Genomic DNA, 16166 nt, shown 5'->3' on the forward strand with positions numbered 1-16166 from the left:
GCGAGCGACGATAACACCGCAAGGGAGACAAACGGTGCGACTTATTCTTCAGATACGGGTAGAACGCGACGGCCGGATCGACGACCTCATCGGTATGTGGGAGTAAAAGACAATGCCGCTCGATCCCGAAGTTGCGGTTATTCTCAAGACTCTCGAGTCCGCGCCGCCGATGGAGAGCCTTTCCGTCGAGGCCTTGCGCGCAAGTCTCCTTTATCCGCCACTAGAGCGGAGAAGGCCCGTCGGCGAGGTTGCCGACATTTCGATGCCATTGCCGGGAAGGTCACTGCCCGCGCGTCTCTACCGACCCGTGGAGGCGCACAGCGACGGCGTCACTGTGTTTTTTCACGGTGGCGGCTTTGTGATAGGTAACCTCGACACCCACGACCACGTGTGCCGTGATCTGTGTGCCGAAAGCGGAGCAGCCGTGTTGGCGGTGGACTATCGGCTCGCGCCCGAACATCGGTTCCCTGCAGCAGTCGATGACAGCCTCGCAGCCGTGCGATGGACCGCGCAGAATGCGGCGGACTTCTCGCTCGACCCCTCGCGCATCGTCGTTGCCGGCGACAGCGCTGGGGCCAATCTGGCGGCAGTCACTGCGCTCCGTGTCAGAGACGAGGGTGGCCCGCAGCTGCGTGCGCAAGTGCTCGTCTACCCAGTGACGGACTACCACACGCCCGCAACTCGCTCTTATCTCGACAACCAGACCGGCTATTCGCTAACGCGCGCCGCGATGATCCGATTCTGGAGCGACTACCTGGTGGACCACGGCGATGCGACGCATCCTCATGCGTGTCCGTTGCGTGCCCCATCGCTGTCTGGTTTGCCGCCGGCGCTGGTTGTTACAGCGGAGTTCGATCCGTTGCGCGACGAAGGCGAAGCGTACGCGCAGCGTTTGCGCGACGCCGGAGTGCGGGTCACCCTGTGGCGCTACGATGGGTTGATCCACGGGTTCTTTCGCATGGGTCTCGCGTGCGCCAAAGCGCAGGAAGGAGTGCTCCGCACCGCAGCCTGGATCCGCGAAGCGATGAGCGGATGATGCGGCATGAGGATGCCGCGGGAGCGCACAAACAGTGAACGCAATCGAGGTTTGAATGAACTCTGCACAACATATCGGCTTCCTTGGGCTGGGCCAGATGGGTGGGCCTATGGCCGAGCGCTTGCTGGGGCAACAGTTTCAGTTGCACGTTTACGATCCGTCACCGGCCGCGCTGGAGCCGTTCATTGCGGGCGGTGCCGTTGTGCACGATTCGCCGCGCGCCGTAGCCAACGCCGCGAGCATTGTGTTTGCCTGCCTGCCGGGTAGGGAAGTGTCGCTTGCCGTCGCGCTCGGTCCCGATGGCGTTGTACATGGCTCAGCGATTCGCCTCTATGCGGAAATGTCGACGATCGGGCAGGACACGGTGGTGCGAATCGGCAAGGAACTCGCCCAACGGGGTATTGGGATTGTCGACGCGCCCATCTCCGGCGGAGCGCCTGCCGTGCGCGCCGGTACGCTTGCAATGCTCGTGTCCGGTTCACCGCCCCTCGTCGAGCAGGTCTCCCCGTTGCTCGCGCGAATTGGGAAAGAAGTGTTCGTGATGGGCGATCAACCCGGCATGGCGCAAGTCATGAAGATCGTGAATAACATCATCATGGCGACCAACATGGTCGTATGTTCGGAAGGGCTTGCGATGGGCGCCAAGGCAGGTCTCGACGCCGACATGATGATGCGCCTGCTCGATGCGGGAACTGGGCAGAGCTTCGCGTGTTCGAAGATGCTTGCACGGGCTGTTTCAGGGCAGTTCAACTATGGCGCGGCGTTGGCCATCATCGAGAAGGACATGACGCTCGGCCTCGATGAAGCGAGCTTGATGGAAGTCACGATGCCGACGATCGAACGCGCGCGCGATGTTTGGCATGCCGCTTATGAGGCGGGCGGTGGAAGAGAGGACTTCACTTCGATCCTGAAGTTCGTTGAGAAAGCCAACGGCACGCGCGTGCGCAGTCGGGCCGCCTGAGTAAAGGAGCGCAGGTCGCGTCCGGACTATACTCGAGGGATTCAGCGGCTCTCCGCGAGCCGCTTGTTCACGCAAAGCAGCGATGCGTGCCAGTCATGCCGAGCGGCCCTGCAAATGAGTGGCGCCCAGAAGAAAGCTTTGCATACCGAGGCAGCTAACGATTTGCATTACTTGCAGAATTTGTTCCGGCGTGGCGCCGTAGCGCAGTGCATTGCGTGTGTGAATGCGTACGCCTGGCTCGAACAGATGTGTCGTCGAGACATCGATAGCCACGTACAGCAGTTCCTTGACAACCGGCGCGAGTGTGCCTGATCGCCAGGGTGTCGATGAAAATGCAGTATAGCCTTCAAAGAACGCAGGAGAGCTGCGCACCATCGACTGCAATTGCTCGCTCCAGTAGCCCCGCTGTTGGGTGAATTGAGATTTCACGCGATCGAACTTATCGTCGAGCGGAAAGGCCTTATCCGGTGAAATCCCGGCGGCGACTAGTTCCTCCAGCAGCACAGGGACCCCAACCATGTAAGCATGGATTCCGAGCACGGACGAAATCTGGAGCACTTCGGCGATCTCTTCGCGCGTTGCGCCGTGGCTTATCGCCGCCTGGATGTGCAGTGCGACAGCTTCCGGATTCAGGTGGGTCACGCTTGCGTTTGCTGCGAGCATCACGAAGTCGCACAACTTCGGCTCGAGATGGCCGGACCCCAGCGCGACTTTTGCCATCACGAGATAGTCGCTGAAGAAAGTCATGTGTTCTTTTACGGCAAGATCGAGTGCATCGTTCCAGAAACCGTGGAGTCGTTCAAATTCGGTTTTCATGTCTACTGCGCCTGTCATCGGAGGTCTCCTTGGTGCGCCGGTGTCTAGCTGATGTTCACAAGTCGAAAGTTCAATTAGAGATGCGGTGCGCGCCCATGGCACAGCACGAGGTATTGCGCAATCGCTCGCACATCCATCATTACGCGTCTGCAGGCAAGCCTCGCGCAAGACAACAGTCGAATGAGTTCCGCGGATTGAAATGAGTGGCGACTATGAGCCGAACGTTTCAAAGTACGGAAACTTGCAATAGGACCTCATTGTCGTCCTGGCTGCATCACTCGAATCACCGGGAACAACGAACAAAGAGGCACCGTCGCTCGGCGGCCGCAGGGTTTGCTGGCTGCGCAGTGGAGATCGGGGCGGCGCTGCTTCCATCAATGACATGGCCTACCGGAGCCAATCGGCGCGGCGCCGATCCATATCATGGCGCGAATGGCCCGCAGCATGAGTGAGCTGCCGTCTCGCATCCGATCGTAGTCGCAACCGCTGCGGGCAAATTGCATCCCCGTCAATGCCATACGTTGCAAGACCGTGCGGAATGAGTCGTTCAAAGCAGGCAGCACGCACGACCCGGGGGCTATGAGTTGGATTCGGACCCGCGTTCAAGCCGTGCAGGTATGCGGCATCAGGATAAACCGGCAGTGCCTTTACCTCACGAAGGATCGCCATGACGTAGGTTCGACCGACGATCGTAGCCGCGGGAGGCAGCGGACGAGGCAGTCGTAGGCGTTGCTCTCGGTGCACGACTTTGGCCCGGTTGATGCCGATTTCGGGCTGCCTCCTCCATCGACCGAGAAAAGCTCAAGGGCGAAAAGGCATTCCGTACTTCGAAACACATTGGCTCTCATACTCGTGACAGGCGAGCGGCAATGCCCCACTTGAGGGGCTGATGCAACATTCAAAGTACGGGACGTATCAAGCAGCGCCGTTGACGCTCGAGCGGGTCAAGTCGCAGGATGAGGACAGGACTCGATCATTCAGAAAGACGGGAGCCGAGACTCACGATATCGAAGCGATGACCCTGCTACGAGACAATATCGCGCGCTTCGTACGTGACCGTTTGATCCGCAATGAACAACGCGTAGCCGACACCGACAAAATACCTCGTGACATCGTCGAGAACATGAGTGATGCGAGAGCTTAGGCGGTGAGGTAACCGTAGGGCGGCATGAATTTCAGGCAGGAGACGAAATGGAAACGATGCAAAAGTCTTTGCGCGACGCCGTGGAGCGGTGGTTGACGCCGAACGGGGCGATCCCGTTCCGTGTCCGTTCCCTTCGGCGCGCGGAGTGCAAGCGCTGCGTTAGGGTCGAGGCCAGGGTGCCTACCGGTGATGTGGCAATCTGTTTTTTTCAGCACGACGATGGAGCATGGCACGTTTTCCCGCCATTCCCGCGTCGCTTGACGATGCGCGCTGCGTAGGCACATGACAGCTACGGACGCGCAAAAAAGCACAGCGTTGAGCGTCGAGCGTCGAGCGTTTGGGGATTGACATCCAGCAGGGAAGTCGGGGCGGTCAGACAATGAATGGCGTTCGCGTGTTTCGTTCGTTGCTGTCTACCGACAAAAGCCCAATGAGAATTCGGCGTCCTGTGCTCCTGCGCGTTCCGCAGGATGTGAGCCGCGAGTCTGGCACGGTCGCAAGCGCTAAATCGATTAGAGCACGGCGCTAGAACCTGAATGCGTCTGAATTGCCTCGTCGTCCCCAGCATCGAATGTATGAGTTGTTTCATAAACTCTTGCGTCTGCGTTCCGTACTGTGAGCGGCACATAGGTCGTCTAATGGAAATCCATAGGTTGCGCGCGGAAACGATCCTCGTGCTCAGCGTCGCGACTTTGTAGCGGAGCATCCGTAGTTCAGGCCAGACTGCCTACGTTGACCGGAAGGCACGGACCGTACTTTCACCATTTCATCAAAGTACGGAACACTCGTGAGAGCTGCGTTGACGCTGGAACATGGCGATGATGCAATGGACTCGACGTTTATTCCGGATGCTTGACGGACATATGCCATACGTGAGCCGATGGCTGTTGCCGTAGGGCCAGGAAAATAATGATTCGCAGCGCCTCTCAGTTACATCTATTTAGGCATACATACTAAATTCGAGCGGCGATTTTTGCTCGTGAAGCGGTAACACAGATTGGTCAAATAATCATACCGGTCCAGCGGCCGGAGGAGACGAAATGAGGCGAGTCACATCTGTGCTCGGTCTGGCATGAACCACGGAGCGTGCACTTTTCCAGAAGGAGAGAACGCACCTGCCGCGCTCAGTGATTGTCCGGATCTCGCTAACCTGATCCGCCCGGGCGACACCGTCATGTGGGGCCAATCGCATGCCGAGCCCGTGACGCTGATGCGCGCGCTCGTCGCGCAACGCGAGCGGCTGCGGCGCATTCGCATCTTTCTCGGCATAGGCCTTGCCGATGTGCTGGCACCGGAGCACGCCGACGCATTCGACTTTCTCGCGTATTGCGGCAGCGGGTCTAACCGTAAGCTGGCGCGCGCGGGCGTACTCGACATCCTACCCGCCCATTATTCCCAGCTTCCGGGGCTGATCCGGAGCGGCGCGCTGCGCATCGACGTCGTGATGCTTCACGTATCGCCGCCGGACGGACAGGGCCGCTATAGCCTCGGGCTCGCGCGCGAATATCTGGTCGAGGCAGTCAGGAACGCTCGCACCATCATCGCTGAAGTTCATCCCGACGTGCCGTGGACGTATGGGGAGCCGTACCTGCGGGCGTCCGATATCGATCTGCTAGTGGAATCCAACATTTCGTTCCCAGACGCTCCTGCGCCCGTTCCTGGTCCGGTGGAACAAGCGATAGGACAACACGTGGCGGCCCTGGTGGTCGACGGCGCAACACTGCAAACAGGCATCGGCGCCATTCCCGACGCGGTGCTTGCCCAGCTCCGGGACAGGCGAGATCTGGGCATTCATTCCGGCAGCATTGGAGACGGTGTCGCGGCTCTTTGCGAAGCCGGTGTTATCACTAATGCGAGGAAGTCCATCGACAAAGGTATCACCGTCGGCGGCGTCATCATTGGGTCCGAACGCGTTCGACGCTTCGCGCACCGCAATCCCGCGCTCGTATTGCGTGGCACAGAGTACACGCACAGCCCGGACGTGCTGCGCAGTATCCACCGCTTCGTCGCCATCAACTCGGCCGTGGAGGTGGATCTGACAGGTCAGGTGAATGCCGAGGTAGCCGGCGGCACCTATGTCGGCGCGGTTGGGGGAATCGGTGACTTTCTTCGCGCAGCGCAGTTCAGTCCGGGCGGTGTGCCGATTATCGCGTTGCCGTCGACCGCGGGTCGGCACAGCCGGATCGTAATGCAGCTGTCGGGGCCGGTGACGATACCGCGAAGCGACGCGTGCGTGATCGTCACCGAATATGGCGCCGCCGACTTGCGCGGTCTTTCGCTTGCGCAACGTATTCCACGTTTGATCGCCGTTGCGCATCCTGATCACCGCGAGCGGCTCGAACGCGAAGCGCGACAGAACTATTGAGGAGCATTGCAAATGAACTGGCAACTACTTGGAGCACAGCTCCTCGCCGGCTTCGCGAATGGGGGCCTTTACTTTCTTGTCGCGTCTGGCTTGACCTTGTTGTGGGGCGCGATGGGTGTGGTCAATCTGGCGCACGGATCATTCTTCATGCTCGCCGCGTTTTGCGGCGCAACATGCATTCAGTCCTTTGGCCCCGAGCTTGGCTTCGTTGTCGCGATCTTCGCCGTGCCGGTCGTAATGGCGCTTTTCGCGTGCGTGCTCGAACTTGGGTTATTTCGCAGGGTGTACGCAACTGGGATGTGGGGCCAACTGCTCGTATCGTTCGGCCTCATGCTCTTGCTAAACAACCTCGCGCGCATCGTCTTCGGCACCCAATCCTTATCGATGTCCGCACCCAAACAGCTCTCAGGATTCGTCGAGCTTGCCGGATTCAGGCTCGCCACCTATCAGCTCGCAGTGCTAGCGGTGACGGCCGTCGTGGCCGTCTATTTGTGGGTGGTCATGACGAAGAGCAGAACCGGACGCCTGATTCGCGCCGCCGTGGACGATCCGCAGATGCTTGAAGCCGTGGGCATCGACGTGAAACGGCTACGAACCACGGTGATGGGCGTGGCCGCATTGCTGGCCGGGGTCGCGGGCGTCGTGGCGGTGCCGCGGGGTGCCATCAACACTGGACTGGACGTTCAGATCGTCGTCATTGCATTTGCGGTGATTGTCATTGGCGGACTGGGCGCCATTTGGGGAAGCCTGGCGGCCGCGCTCCTGATCGGAATCGCGGAATCGCTGTCGACTATGGTGCTCGACCACGGCAGTGAAATGGTTATCTTCGCGGTCATGGTGATCGTCCTCATATTCAGGCCAACCGGTCTGCGCACGATCGTAGGGAGAGAGTAGTCATGAAGCAGTTCACCGGAAAGACACTATTGATGTCGCTGCTGGTGGGTATCGTGCTATGCCTGCTGCCATACGCGATGTCCGAAGCTCATCTGCCCGAAATCACGCGAATGGTGATCTTCGCGGGCGCGGCGATGAGCTTGAATCTTCTCGTAGGTGCGACGGGTTTGCTCTCGCTGGGCCACGGACTGTTTATTGGCCTCGGCGCCTATGTCGTGGCAATCTCGACGATCAGATTCGGGATGTCGTACTGGGCCGGCGCGGGGCTGGCACTGGCGGTATCCGTGCCGGTGTCGTTGCTCACCGCCTTGATTTCGCTGCGTGCGCGGCATCTCTTCTTCGGCTTGCTGACGCTGGCCATCGGACAGATCGCATTCGTGTTCATAGTGTCGAACTACAACCTGACGGGCGGCGACGATGGCCTCGTCGGCGTGACGGTACCCACGTGGCTCGGCAACGGTGCCGCACAGTATCGTTTTGCAGTCGTGGTCACGATCGTCGTGTGCGTGGTTCTGCTGAAGCTCGTCGCATCACCGTTCGGCGCGTTGCTCGGCGCGGTCAGAGACAACGCCGACCGGGTCGCGTCGCTGGGTGGAAATCCTAAACGTTATGAGGTTGCTGTATTCGTAATGGCCGGCGCGCTCGGGTCGCTCTTCGGCGTCGTGCTGGCCGGCGTGGATGGGAGCGTGGATCCTCACCTGTTCTCATGGGTCACGAGCGCAATGCTGCTGATGATGATCGCACTGGGCGGCCGCTCTGCCTTTCTCGGCCCAGTACTCGGCACGCTCGTGCTGGAGGTTCCGCGCACCTATGTGCAGGCGCACTCATCCAACTCCGACCTCGTCGTCGGTACGCTGGTGATTCTGTGTGCGCTTCTGTTTCCGGAAGGCGTCGGTCCGAAAATCAAGGCGCTGCTGTCCCGATTGTTCGGCGCACAGCGCTTCATGGGCGAGGCGGTGCCGTCTTCGCAGAAAGAAGTGGAGGGGCAGCGATGAAACAGAACCTCGAGCCGGTGCTACAGGCATCGAATCTCATGAAGTCTTTCTCCGGCTTCACGGCCGTCAATGACGTGTCGTTTGCCGTGCGAGGTGGCGAGGCGGTCGGCATCATCGGGCCTAATGGCGCCGGCAAGAGTACGCTTTTCGACCTGCTGACCGGCCGCAAATTGCCGGACCGGGGAGAGGTGCGTGTGTTCGGCGAACGGGTGACGCGCCAGCCGCCGTGGCTGCGTGTCAAGCGAGGTGTGGGACGCTCGTTTCAAGTCAGCAGCGTGTTTCCCGGCTACACGGCACAGGAAAACGTACAGATAGGTCTCATGCTGGCCCAAGGACGTTCGTGGAATATGTTGAGTCCGGCTGTGCGAACGACGAACGACGACGCGGAAGCGCTGCTCGAAAAAGTCGGCCTTGCAAGCAAGCGGGCGGTACTTTCCGCTGAACTGTCGTACGGCGATCAACGCAAACTCGAGCTAGCGGTGGCGCTGTCCACCGGCCCGAAGCTGCTGCTGCTGGACGAACCGACTGCCGGTATGGGACGTGACGAATCGCGTGAATGTTTGAGTTTGATCCGGACGATCGCGACCAACGAAAAGATGCCGATTGTGTTCGTCGAGCACGACATGGACATCGTGTTTTCATTTGCGACCCGCGTGATCGTGCTGGTTGCCGGGACCGTGCTGGTCGACGGCGAACCGAACGTCGTGCGTGCCGATCACCGCGTTAAGGAGGCCTATTTTGGAGAAGAGATCTGAAGAGGCCCTACGGGTCGCGGAACTGGACGCGGGCTACGGTCGCGTCAAGGTAATTCGTGGCGGTGCAATCTCCGTCAATCATGGCGAGGTTGTCGGGCTGATTGGGCGCAACGGCGCCGGAAAGACGACGTTCATTGCGTCAGTTGCCGGACTCATTATGCAGACGGCAGGCAGCACCACACTCGACGGGGTGGAGCTCGCGAAACTTCCGGCGAACAAACGCGTGGCGGCCGGGCTCGCGATAGTGCCGAGCGGCGGCCGCTTGTTCAAATCGCTCACGGTGTCGGAAAACCTCACTATCGGCGTGAGAAGCCCCTCGCCCGGCCAGTTGGACGGAGTCTTCGATCTGTTCCCTGAATTGCACAAGCTGCGCCAGCGGTACGCCGGCAAGCTATCTGGGGGAGAACGCCAGATGGTCTCGATCGCGCGCGCTCTTCTGCTCAAGCCGCGTCTGCTGTTGCTCGACGAGCCGAGCGAGGGGCTCGCGCCGATCGTCGTGCTGCGGCTCGCGAAGGCGATCAATACGTTGCGCGAAAGCGGCATGGCCATGCTCATCGCCGAGCAGAACGTCAAGTTCACCGACCTGATATGCCAGCGGTGGTATTCAATCGACAAGGGCGCCATTGCGCCGCTCGGCCGGGATTTCTCCGTCGAGGCTGCCGTGCAGCCCCGCGTCGTTCCGATCCGCGAATGATATGCCGGTCCGGTCCGGTCCGGTCGCGTTCGCCGTGAACGGCTTGCGCTTGACCAGATAATTCCAATCGACATAGGTAAGGAGACAGGATGAAGACGATAACGCTGCCGGCGCTTCTGGGTATTGCGTCGGTATTGGGTAGCGCGCACGCAGGCACTCCAATAAAAATTGGCGGCTCCTTTGATCTGTCCGGGCCCGCGGCCGAGGTCGGCAAGGACAGCCTGCTCGGCGTGCAATACGCGGTCGACGTGCTGAATAAGCGCGGGGGCGTGCTCGGTCAGCCGGTCGTATTCGACTATCAGGACAACGGCACCAATCCGCAGCGCGCGAGCAACCAGGCTGCGGCGCTGGTGCAGGGGGGCGCGGTCATGCTGGTGGCGCCGCAGTCATCGTCGGGCACGCTCGCGGTCAGCAAAACGGTATCGGCCAGGCTCAAGGTGCCCATGTGCGTGTCGGCTTCGGGGTCCGAGGACATCACGATGAAGTCGTTCCAGCCGTATGTCTTTTCGATCGCGGTGAACGGCTATTTCCAGACGCGGGCGATGGCGACCCGATTGGCGAAGATGCCGTACAAGCGCTACGCCGTAGTGGCGGCCGACTATGCGGGCGCCCGTACCAACGCGATCCGCTTCATGGAACTCATGAAGGAGATGAATCCTAAGGTCGAGTTCGTGATTGAGGAGTATCCGAAGCTCGGTGCGATCGACTACACCGCGACCATCAACAAGGTTCTCGCGGCGAAGCCGGATTATGTGTTCACAAGCCTGTACGGAAGCGATCTGGTGACCTTCTCCAAGCAGGCCACAGCCGTTGGATTCTTCAAGCAGATCAACGACCGGTTCATTGCGCTGTATGACGAGAGCACGTTGAAGTCGTTAGGCCAATTCGCTCCTGTGGGCAGCGACGGAGGCCAGTTTGTGCCAGCGTCGTATCTGGCCACGGCCAGTCCGCAGTCGAAGGAATACGTTAATGAGTTCAAGGGGAAGTACGGCGTCGTGCCATCGGACTGGACCACGTCAGCGTACGAGTGCGTGATGATCTGGGCACAGGCAGCCACGACCGCGAAGACAACCGACGCGGACGCGGTGATGCGCGCGGTCGAATCGTCCGACTTCAAAGTGATACGCGGCACGCTGCATTTCGCGAAATACGACCATCAGGCGGATACGCCGATGTTCCTTGGTAGCGTCGAATACAGCAAGGAACTGAAGCAACCCGTCATGAAGGTTACCGATGTCATTCCCGGCGCGACGTTGCAGCCGTCGGAATCCGTGGTGATGAAGTCACGGCAGGCGCAGTAGCACGCAGTGCTTTCGTGTACACCGCCAGCCGCCCAACCGGGATGAAGTCCGGTTCGGCGGCCGGCGGCATGAACCATGCACGCCTTGCAGCGTGCCTGATGATCTCAGGTGAACAGGTTCGGGAACTGGCCCGTCGTGCTTATCACGGTCGTCCGCGTCTCGAGGTACGGATCGAGGGCATCGATACCGTTCTCGCGGCCCCAGCCGCTAGCCTTGAATCCTCCATAAGGCGTCGACCAACGAAGAAACGAGTACGTATTGACCCACACCATGCCGGCCTCGATGCGATTCGAGATGCGGTGCGCACGCCCGACGTCGCGCGTCCACAGGCCCGCGGTGAGGCCGTACGGAGAATCGTTCGCGATCGCGATCGCCTCTTCTTCGCCGTCGAACGGGATCAGCGACGCAACAGGGCCGAAAATTTCCTCGCGCGCGATTCGCATCTGGTTCGTGACGCCTGCAAACACGGTCGGTTCGACGAAGTAGCCGGGCGCGAGCTCGGGCGTCGCGATGCGGTGGCCACCGGCGATGAGTTCCGCACCCTCCTGCTTACCGATTTCGATGTACGAGAGCGTCTTGTTGAGCTGCTCTTCGTGCGACTGCGGACCCATGTGATTCGAATCGACCGACGGCAGGCCGACCCGCACGGATTGTGCGCGGGTTCGGAACGCATCGACAACGCGCTCGTAGATCGAACGTTCGACCACTACGCGGGAACCCAGCGCGCAGCTCTGGCCGGTCAGCCGCCACGCCGAGGCCGTTGCTGCATTGATCGCGTTGTCGAGGTCCGCGTCGGCGAAAATGATATGAGGGGCCTTGCCGCCGAGTTCGAACGTGAAGCGCTTCAGGTTATCGGCGCCGTCGTGCACCATGTGCTTCGCGGTCTGACTGGCACCGGTGAACGAAATCTTGTTCACGTCCGGGTGTTTGACGAGATGCGCGCCGGCTGTGCGTCCGTAGCCTGGCACCACGTTGAATACGCCTGGTGGAAAGCCGGCCTCATGGACGAGCCGCGCGAGTTCCAGCGCCGACACGGGCGTTTGCTCGGCGGGCTTGACAACGACCGTGCAGCCTGCCGCGAGCGCGGCACCCACCTTGAGGCACGTCGCGAGCAGCGGCGCGTTCCACGGAATGATGGCACCGACTACGCCGATTGGCACACGCGTCGTGAACGCATGCACGCTGTCGTCGATCGGGATCGTGGTGCCCTGCGCCTTGTCCGCCAGCGACGCGAACCATTGATACCACTGAACCTGTGCGGTCAGGCTGCCGCGGTGGTCCCGCACGAGATTGCCGTTGTCCCGCGACTCGATGACCGCGAGCTCGGGAATCGCTGCGCTGAACAGATCGGCGAGGCGGCGCAGCAATGCGGCCCGCTCGTGCCCGGGCGTGCGTCGCCACGGGCCATTGAATGCTTCCCGTGCTGCGGCCACCGCGCGGTCGATATCTTGCGGGCCCCCCATTGGCGCAATGGCCCACGGCTTGCCAGTTGCTGGATCGATGCTCTCGACGAGTTCGCCATCGACCGGCTTGACCCATTCGCCGTTGATGTACAGATGCTCGTAGCGCGGCAGCGGCGTGTCGCTCGCAGTGGCGGATGTTGGGTTCGACATTCGAGGCTCCAGGAAGGGTGCGGCTTCGTGCGGGAATGGTGGTCGCCCAGGCTCGAGCAGGTATGTGGCAGAGCGCGGAAGCGGCGTATTAATCAGGAATTGTTTGGTTGCAGCGAGAATCCCGCTGAAGTTTGGACACTATGACGTGCCGATGCCGGAGGTCCATGCAAGCCTGGAGATTGTTCCGGGTTTTAAAACGGGGGCACGCCGCGCGTGCTGGCGCAATGAACCGTGGTGGCCGCACCACAGGCATGTCGCCATACTTCGATCCTGTCGAAGTCCCGCTTCGATTTTCCGCGATTGGACTCTTTTGACACCGAGGGTAGGCTATTAAACCAATTCGTGAGGAGACCGCGACAATGCACAGTGCTCAAGGCCCGCTTTCGGGCATCAGAATCGTGGAGTTGGGCGGCGTCGGGCCGATCCCATTCTGCTGCATGCTGCTTTCGGATCTCGGTGCGGACATCATCCGCATCGACCGGCCGCCCGGCTACGACGGTGGCGTGCCCGGCGATCCGCGTTTCAACCTGCTTAATCGTGGGCGCCGCAGCGCAGCGCTTGACCTGAAGAAGAAAGAAGCGGCCGACGCGGTCCTGAAGCTCGTCAGTCAGGCAGACGCGCTTGTCGAAGGGTTCCGGCCTGGCGTCGCCGAAAAGCTGGGTCTTGGGCCTGACGCCTGCCTCGCGGTGAATCCAGCCTTGGTCTATGGTCGCATGACGGGCTGGGGCCAGGATGGGCCGCTTGCGCAGGCGCCGGGCCACGACATCAATTACATCTCGCTGACCGGCGTGCTCCATTCAGTCGGCGCCGCGGGCGGACCGCCGGCCATTCCGTTGAACCTCGCCGGCGATTTCGGCGGCGGATCGTTGTATCTCGCGCTCGGCGTCGTGTCAGCGATTCTCGAGAGCAAGCGGTCGGGCAACGGGCAGGTGGTGGATGCGGCGATGGTCGACGGCTCGGCATCGCTGATGACGCTTTTCTACGGCATGCTTGCCAGCGGGTACTGGAAGGACGAGCGCGGTGTCAATCGCCTGGACTCGGGTGCTCCCTGGTACAACGTCTACGAGACTAAGGACGGCCGCTGGATCAGCGTGGGTTCGAATGAGGCGCGTTTCTGGCGCAATACTTTGCAAGTACTAGGGTTGCGCGAAGAGGACATGCCGGAGCAGCATGATCGATCGCGCTGGCCGGAGGTTCACTCGATATTTGCCGACGCGTTCCGCACGCGCACGCGCGATGAATGGTGCGCGTTGGCCGAAGGCCGCGAAGTCTGTTTCGCGCCGGTGATGTCGCTGTCCGAGGCGCCACATCATCCGCATCTTCGGGCGAGGCAGACCTTTGTCGAGCGCGACGGAGTTGTTCAGCCGGCGCCTGCACCGCGTTTTAGCCGGACTCCCGGTGCCATCCAGCGCGCTCCCGCACGCCCCGGCGAGCATACCGACTCGGCACTCGGCGACTGGGGGTTCAGCGCCGAGGAACTGACTGTTCTGCGTGAAGCCGGCGCAATCGTGTAACGCGTAATGCCAGAAAGCGGCGGTTGCATGATCGCGCGTCGCCGCATTGCGGGCACCAAACTAGCCACTCCGCTTTCATTTCGACACCGCTCGCGTGCTGCAACAAACCGCGTGCGCGCGGCGTTCTCACGCGCGACCCCAGCAACGCAATGCGCGTGGTGCCGCTGCGCGGCATGACACGACACGATTCCCTGGCCAGGCACAACCTTCGATATTTTCGAATCGAGGCTTCACAAATGCTCAGTTGGATTGCGCAATGCCGGGCCTTAATCTGATTAACACGATGACTAAGGCAGATGCACAAGCAGAAGCCGAATAACTGGAGCGAAGACAAGTGACTAACTTCCTGGACGAATCCCAAACCATGTGGCTCGACACCGTGAACAAATTCATGGACAACGAGATCACCGTCGAATATGTGCGCAAGTGCGACATGAATCGCGATTACCCGTATGAAGCGTACGAGAAGATTGCGAAGCAGGGCTGGCTGGGCATTCTGATCCCGGAGGAGGAGGGCGGCTCTGGCGGCGATATCTTCGACTACTCGCTGATGGCGGAGGGCCTCGGCAAATTCGGCTTCGACTTTGCGTGCTCGGTGCTGGTGCCGACGTTCACGGCGATGAACATCATCAAGTTCGGCACCCCTGAGCAGAAGGCAAAATATGTGAAGCCGTTCATCGACGGCGAGATCCGCTTTTCGGTGTCCATTTCGGAGCCGGACGCGGGCTCGGACGCGTCGAACACCAAGACCCGCGCGCGCCGTGACACCAACGGCGACTGGATTGTGAGCGGTCAGAAGTTGTGGTGCAGCGGCGCGGCGGCGAAGAATACTGTGATCGCGATGCTCGTGCGCACCGACGCGGATGACAAGCATGGCGGTTTGTCAGTACTGCTGATTCCGAACGACACACCGGGAATGGTGATCAACAAGTTGCCGACATTGTCGCGCCACGCAACCGGTACGACGGAAATTTTCCTCGACGAAGTGCGCGTGCCGGCAGAAGCGCTGCTGGGAGAAGTGGGCCAAGGCTGGAAAATCATCACAGAACATCTCGAACTCGAGCGCTGCGCGGTGGCGGCGGCGTACACGGGTAATGCGCAACAGGCGGTGACCACTGCGACGCGCTACGCGCACGATCGCATCCAGTTCAACAAGCAGTTGTACGAATTTCAGGTGATTCGCCACATGCTGGCTGATTGCCAGACGAAGGTGGACGCAGCGCGGCTGCTTTGCTACCGCGCCGCGCAACTGGCCGCAAAACATGTGCCGTGCGCGCGCGAAGTATCGATGGCGAAGCTTTACGGCTCGGAAACGCTGAAGGAATGCGCGCTGGCCGGCATGCAGATTCTCGGCGGCTACGCGAACTTGCCTGAGGCGGACATGGAGCGCTATCTGCGCGAGAGCATCCAGTCGACAATCGGCGGCGGCACCTCGCAGATCCAGCGCACGATCATCGCGAAGTCGATGCGTCAGTAACGCGCGCGCGAGTTCATCAACATGATGCGGACGAGCGGGGCGCGCCGCACAGCGCGCCCGCCTCGTCGATCCAATTTCTCAGGAGACCTGGCAATGAGCGTCGTCAACAACAGCATCAACATTCCTCTGGACGAACTGGAGGTCGGTCACAAATTCCGTTCGCCGGGCCGCACCGTCACCGAAAGCGATGTGGTGATGTTCTGTATGTTCACCGGCAATTGGATCGAGATCCATTCGAACAGGGAATACGCGGAGAAGACCCGCTGGGGCGAGCGTATTGTCCAGGGCATGCTGACGTTTTCGCTGATCTCCGGCCTGCTGCAGTTTGGACCGGCGATTCAGGCGAATTACGGCGTCGACAAGATGCGCTTCCTGAGCCCGGTGAAGATTGGCGATACGGTTTACGCCAGCGCGGAAGTCATCGGCAAGAAGGAGAAGGACGATAAGTATGGCGTCGGTACGATGTTGATTCAGGCCTACAACCAGCACGGCGAAGCAGTCCAGCGCAGCGAGTGGAGCCTCTTGATGCTGCGTCGGCGCGCGGATCTGGAGGCGCTGATCGCCGAGGCTCAGCCTGAGTTCAAGGTCTGAGGAGCGCCAG

General features: G+C 60.7%; 13 protein-coding genes. 11 read left to right on the forward strand and 2 right to left on the reverse strand.

Annotated elements, in window-relative coordinates:
* Nucleotides 1–112 precede the first annotated feature (112 nt).
* Both A3AC_RS0105255 and A3AC_RS0105260 read left to right on the forward strand, forming a co-directional pair.
* Nucleotides 113–1036 carry an alpha/beta hydrolase gene (locus A3AC_RS0105255; RefSeq protein WP_025597759.1) on the forward strand — a complete coding sequence of 308 codons (924 nt, stop codon included), beginning with the start codon at nucleotides 113–115 and terminating at the stop codon, nucleotides 1034–1036.
* Between the two features lie 55 nt (nucleotides 1037–1091).
* Nucleotides 1092–1997 (forward strand): NAD(P)-dependent oxidoreductase, encoded by a 906-nt coding sequence (locus A3AC_RS0105260; protein WP_025597760.1) that lies wholly within the window; start codon nucleotides 1092–1094, stop codon nucleotides 1995–1997.
* A gap of 93 nt (nucleotides 1998–2090) precedes the next feature.
* Here the strand turns inward: A3AC_RS0105260 and A3AC_RS0105265 are convergent, their stop codons facing one another.
* Nucleotides 2091–2813, reverse strand: a complete 723-nt coding sequence (locus A3AC_RS0105265) for a carboxymuconolactone decarboxylase family protein (protein WP_232231897.1) — start codon at nucleotides 2811–2813, stop codon at nucleotides 2091–2093.
* Nucleotides 2814–5029: 2216 nt separating this feature from the next.
* Between A3AC_RS0105265 and A3AC_RS0105280 the strand changes: the two genes are divergently transcribed.
* From A3AC_RS0105280 to A3AC_RS0105305, 6 genes are all read left to right on the forward strand, one after another.
* A complete protein-coding gene (locus tag A3AC_RS0105280; RefSeq protein WP_025597764.1) occupies nucleotides 5030–6322 on the forward strand; it encodes an acetyl-CoA hydrolase/transferase family protein in 1293 nt (430 codons plus the stop codon).
* A gap of 12 nt (nucleotides 6323–6334) precedes the next feature.
* Nucleotides 6335–7216, forward strand: coding sequence for a branched-chain amino acid ABC transporter permease (locus tag A3AC_RS0105285; RefSeq protein WP_025597765.1), 882 nt, complete (start codon nucleotides 6335–6337; stop codon nucleotides 7214–7216).
* A gap of 2 nt (nucleotides 7217–7218) precedes the next feature.
* On the forward strand, nucleotides 7219–8211 hold the full coding sequence (locus tag A3AC_RS0105290) for a branched-chain amino acid ABC transporter permease (protein WP_025597766.1): 993 nt from the start codon (nucleotides 7219–7221) through the stop codon (nucleotides 8209–8211).
* Nucleotides 8212–8285: 74 nt separating this feature from the next.
* On the forward strand, nucleotides 8286–8966 hold the full coding sequence (locus A3AC_RS0105295) for an ABC transporter ATP-binding protein (protein WP_198017966.1): 681 nt from the start codon (nucleotides 8286–8288) through the stop codon (nucleotides 8964–8966).
* Entirely contained in the window at nucleotides 8920–9660 is a 741-nt protein-coding gene (locus A3AC_RS0105300; protein WP_198017967.1) for an ABC transporter ATP-binding protein, read from the forward strand. The genes A3AC_RS0105295 and A3AC_RS0105300 overlap by 47 nt, the downstream gene beginning before the upstream one ends.
* An 89-nt stretch (nucleotides 9661–9749) precedes the next feature.
* Nucleotides 9750–10961, forward strand: coding sequence for an ABC transporter substrate-binding protein (locus A3AC_RS0105305; RefSeq protein ID WP_025597769.1), 1212 nt, complete (start codon nucleotides 9750–9752; stop codon nucleotides 10959–10961).
* A gap of 104 nt (nucleotides 10962–11065) precedes the next feature.
* Here A3AC_RS0105305 and A3AC_RS0105310 read toward each other — a convergent pair whose 3' ends face one another.
* A complete protein-coding gene (locus A3AC_RS0105310) occupies nucleotides 11066–12574 on the reverse strand; it encodes an aldehyde dehydrogenase (RefSeq protein ID WP_025597770.1) in 1509 nt (502 codons plus the stop codon).
* A gap of 359 nt (nucleotides 12575–12933) precedes the next feature.
* Here A3AC_RS0105310 and A3AC_RS0105315 point away from each other — a divergent pair, with 359 nt between their 5' ends.
* The 3 genes from A3AC_RS0105315 to A3AC_RS0105325 all read left to right on the forward strand — a co-directional run bounded on the left by A3AC_RS0105315 (nucleotide 12934) and on the right by A3AC_RS0105325 (nucleotide 16156).
* The gene (locus A3AC_RS0105315; protein WP_025597771.1) at nucleotides 12934–14088 is read left to right on the forward strand and encodes a CaiB/BaiF CoA transferase family protein; all 1155 of its coding nucleotides are present in this window, start codon (nucleotides 12934–12936) and stop codon (nucleotides 14086–14088) included.
* A gap of 334 nt (nucleotides 14089–14422) precedes the next feature.
* The gene (locus tag A3AC_RS0105320) at nucleotides 14423–15565 is read left to right on the forward strand and encodes an acyl-CoA dehydrogenase family protein (RefSeq protein WP_025597772.1); all 1143 of its coding nucleotides are present in this window, start codon (nucleotides 14423–14425) and stop codon (nucleotides 15563–15565) included.
* A gap of 93 nt (nucleotides 15566–15658) precedes the next feature.
* Nucleotides 15659–16156, forward strand: coding sequence for a MaoC family dehydratase (locus A3AC_RS0105325; RefSeq protein ID WP_025597773.1), 498 nt, complete (start codon nucleotides 15659–15661; stop codon nucleotides 16154–16156).
* Nucleotides 16157–16166 lie beyond the last annotated feature (10 nt).

The organism is Burkholderia sp. WSM2230 (assembly GCF_000472445.1).
In the GTDB taxonomy this organism is placed as follows: domain Bacteria; phylum Pseudomonadota; class Gammaproteobacteria; order Burkholderiales; family Burkholderiaceae; genus Paraburkholderia.

Coding starts and splice junctions, on each gene's coding strand:
- A3AC_RS0105255 (WP_025597759.1), top strand. CDS start 113: ATGCCGCTCGATCCCGAAGTTGCGGTTATTCTCAAGACTCTCGAGTCC.
- A3AC_RS0105260 (WP_025597760.1), top strand. CDS start 1,092: ATGAACTCTGCACAACATATCGGCTTCCTTGGGCTGGGCCAGATGGGT.
- A3AC_RS0105265 (WP_232231897.1), bottom strand. CDS start 2,813: ATGAAAACCGAATTTGAACGACTCCACGGTTTCTGGAACGATGCACTC.
- A3AC_RS0105280 (WP_025597764.1), top strand. CDS start 5,030: ATGAACCACGGAGCGTGCACTTTTCCAGAAGGAGAGAACGCACCTGCC.
- A3AC_RS0105285 (WP_025597765.1), top strand. CDS start 6,335: ATGAACTGGCAACTACTTGGAGCACAGCTCCTCGCCGGCTTCGCGAAT.
- A3AC_RS0105290 (WP_025597766.1), top strand. CDS start 7,219: ATGAAGCAGTTCACCGGAAAGACACTATTGATGTCGCTGCTGGTGGGT.
- A3AC_RS0105305 (WP_025597769.1), top strand. CDS start 9,750: ATGAAGACGATAACGCTGCCGGCGCTTCTGGGTATTGCGTCGGTATTG.
- A3AC_RS0105310 (WP_025597770.1), bottom strand. CDS start 12,574: ATGTCGAACCCAACATCCGCCACTGCGAGCGACACGCCGCTGCCGCGC.
- A3AC_RS0105315 (WP_025597771.1), top strand. CDS start 12,934: ATGCACAGTGCTCAAGGCCCGCTTTCGGGCATCAGAATCGTGGAGTTG.
- A3AC_RS0105325 (WP_025597773.1), top strand. CDS start 15,659: ATGAGCGTCGTCAACAACAGCATCAACATTCCTCTGGACGAACTGGAG.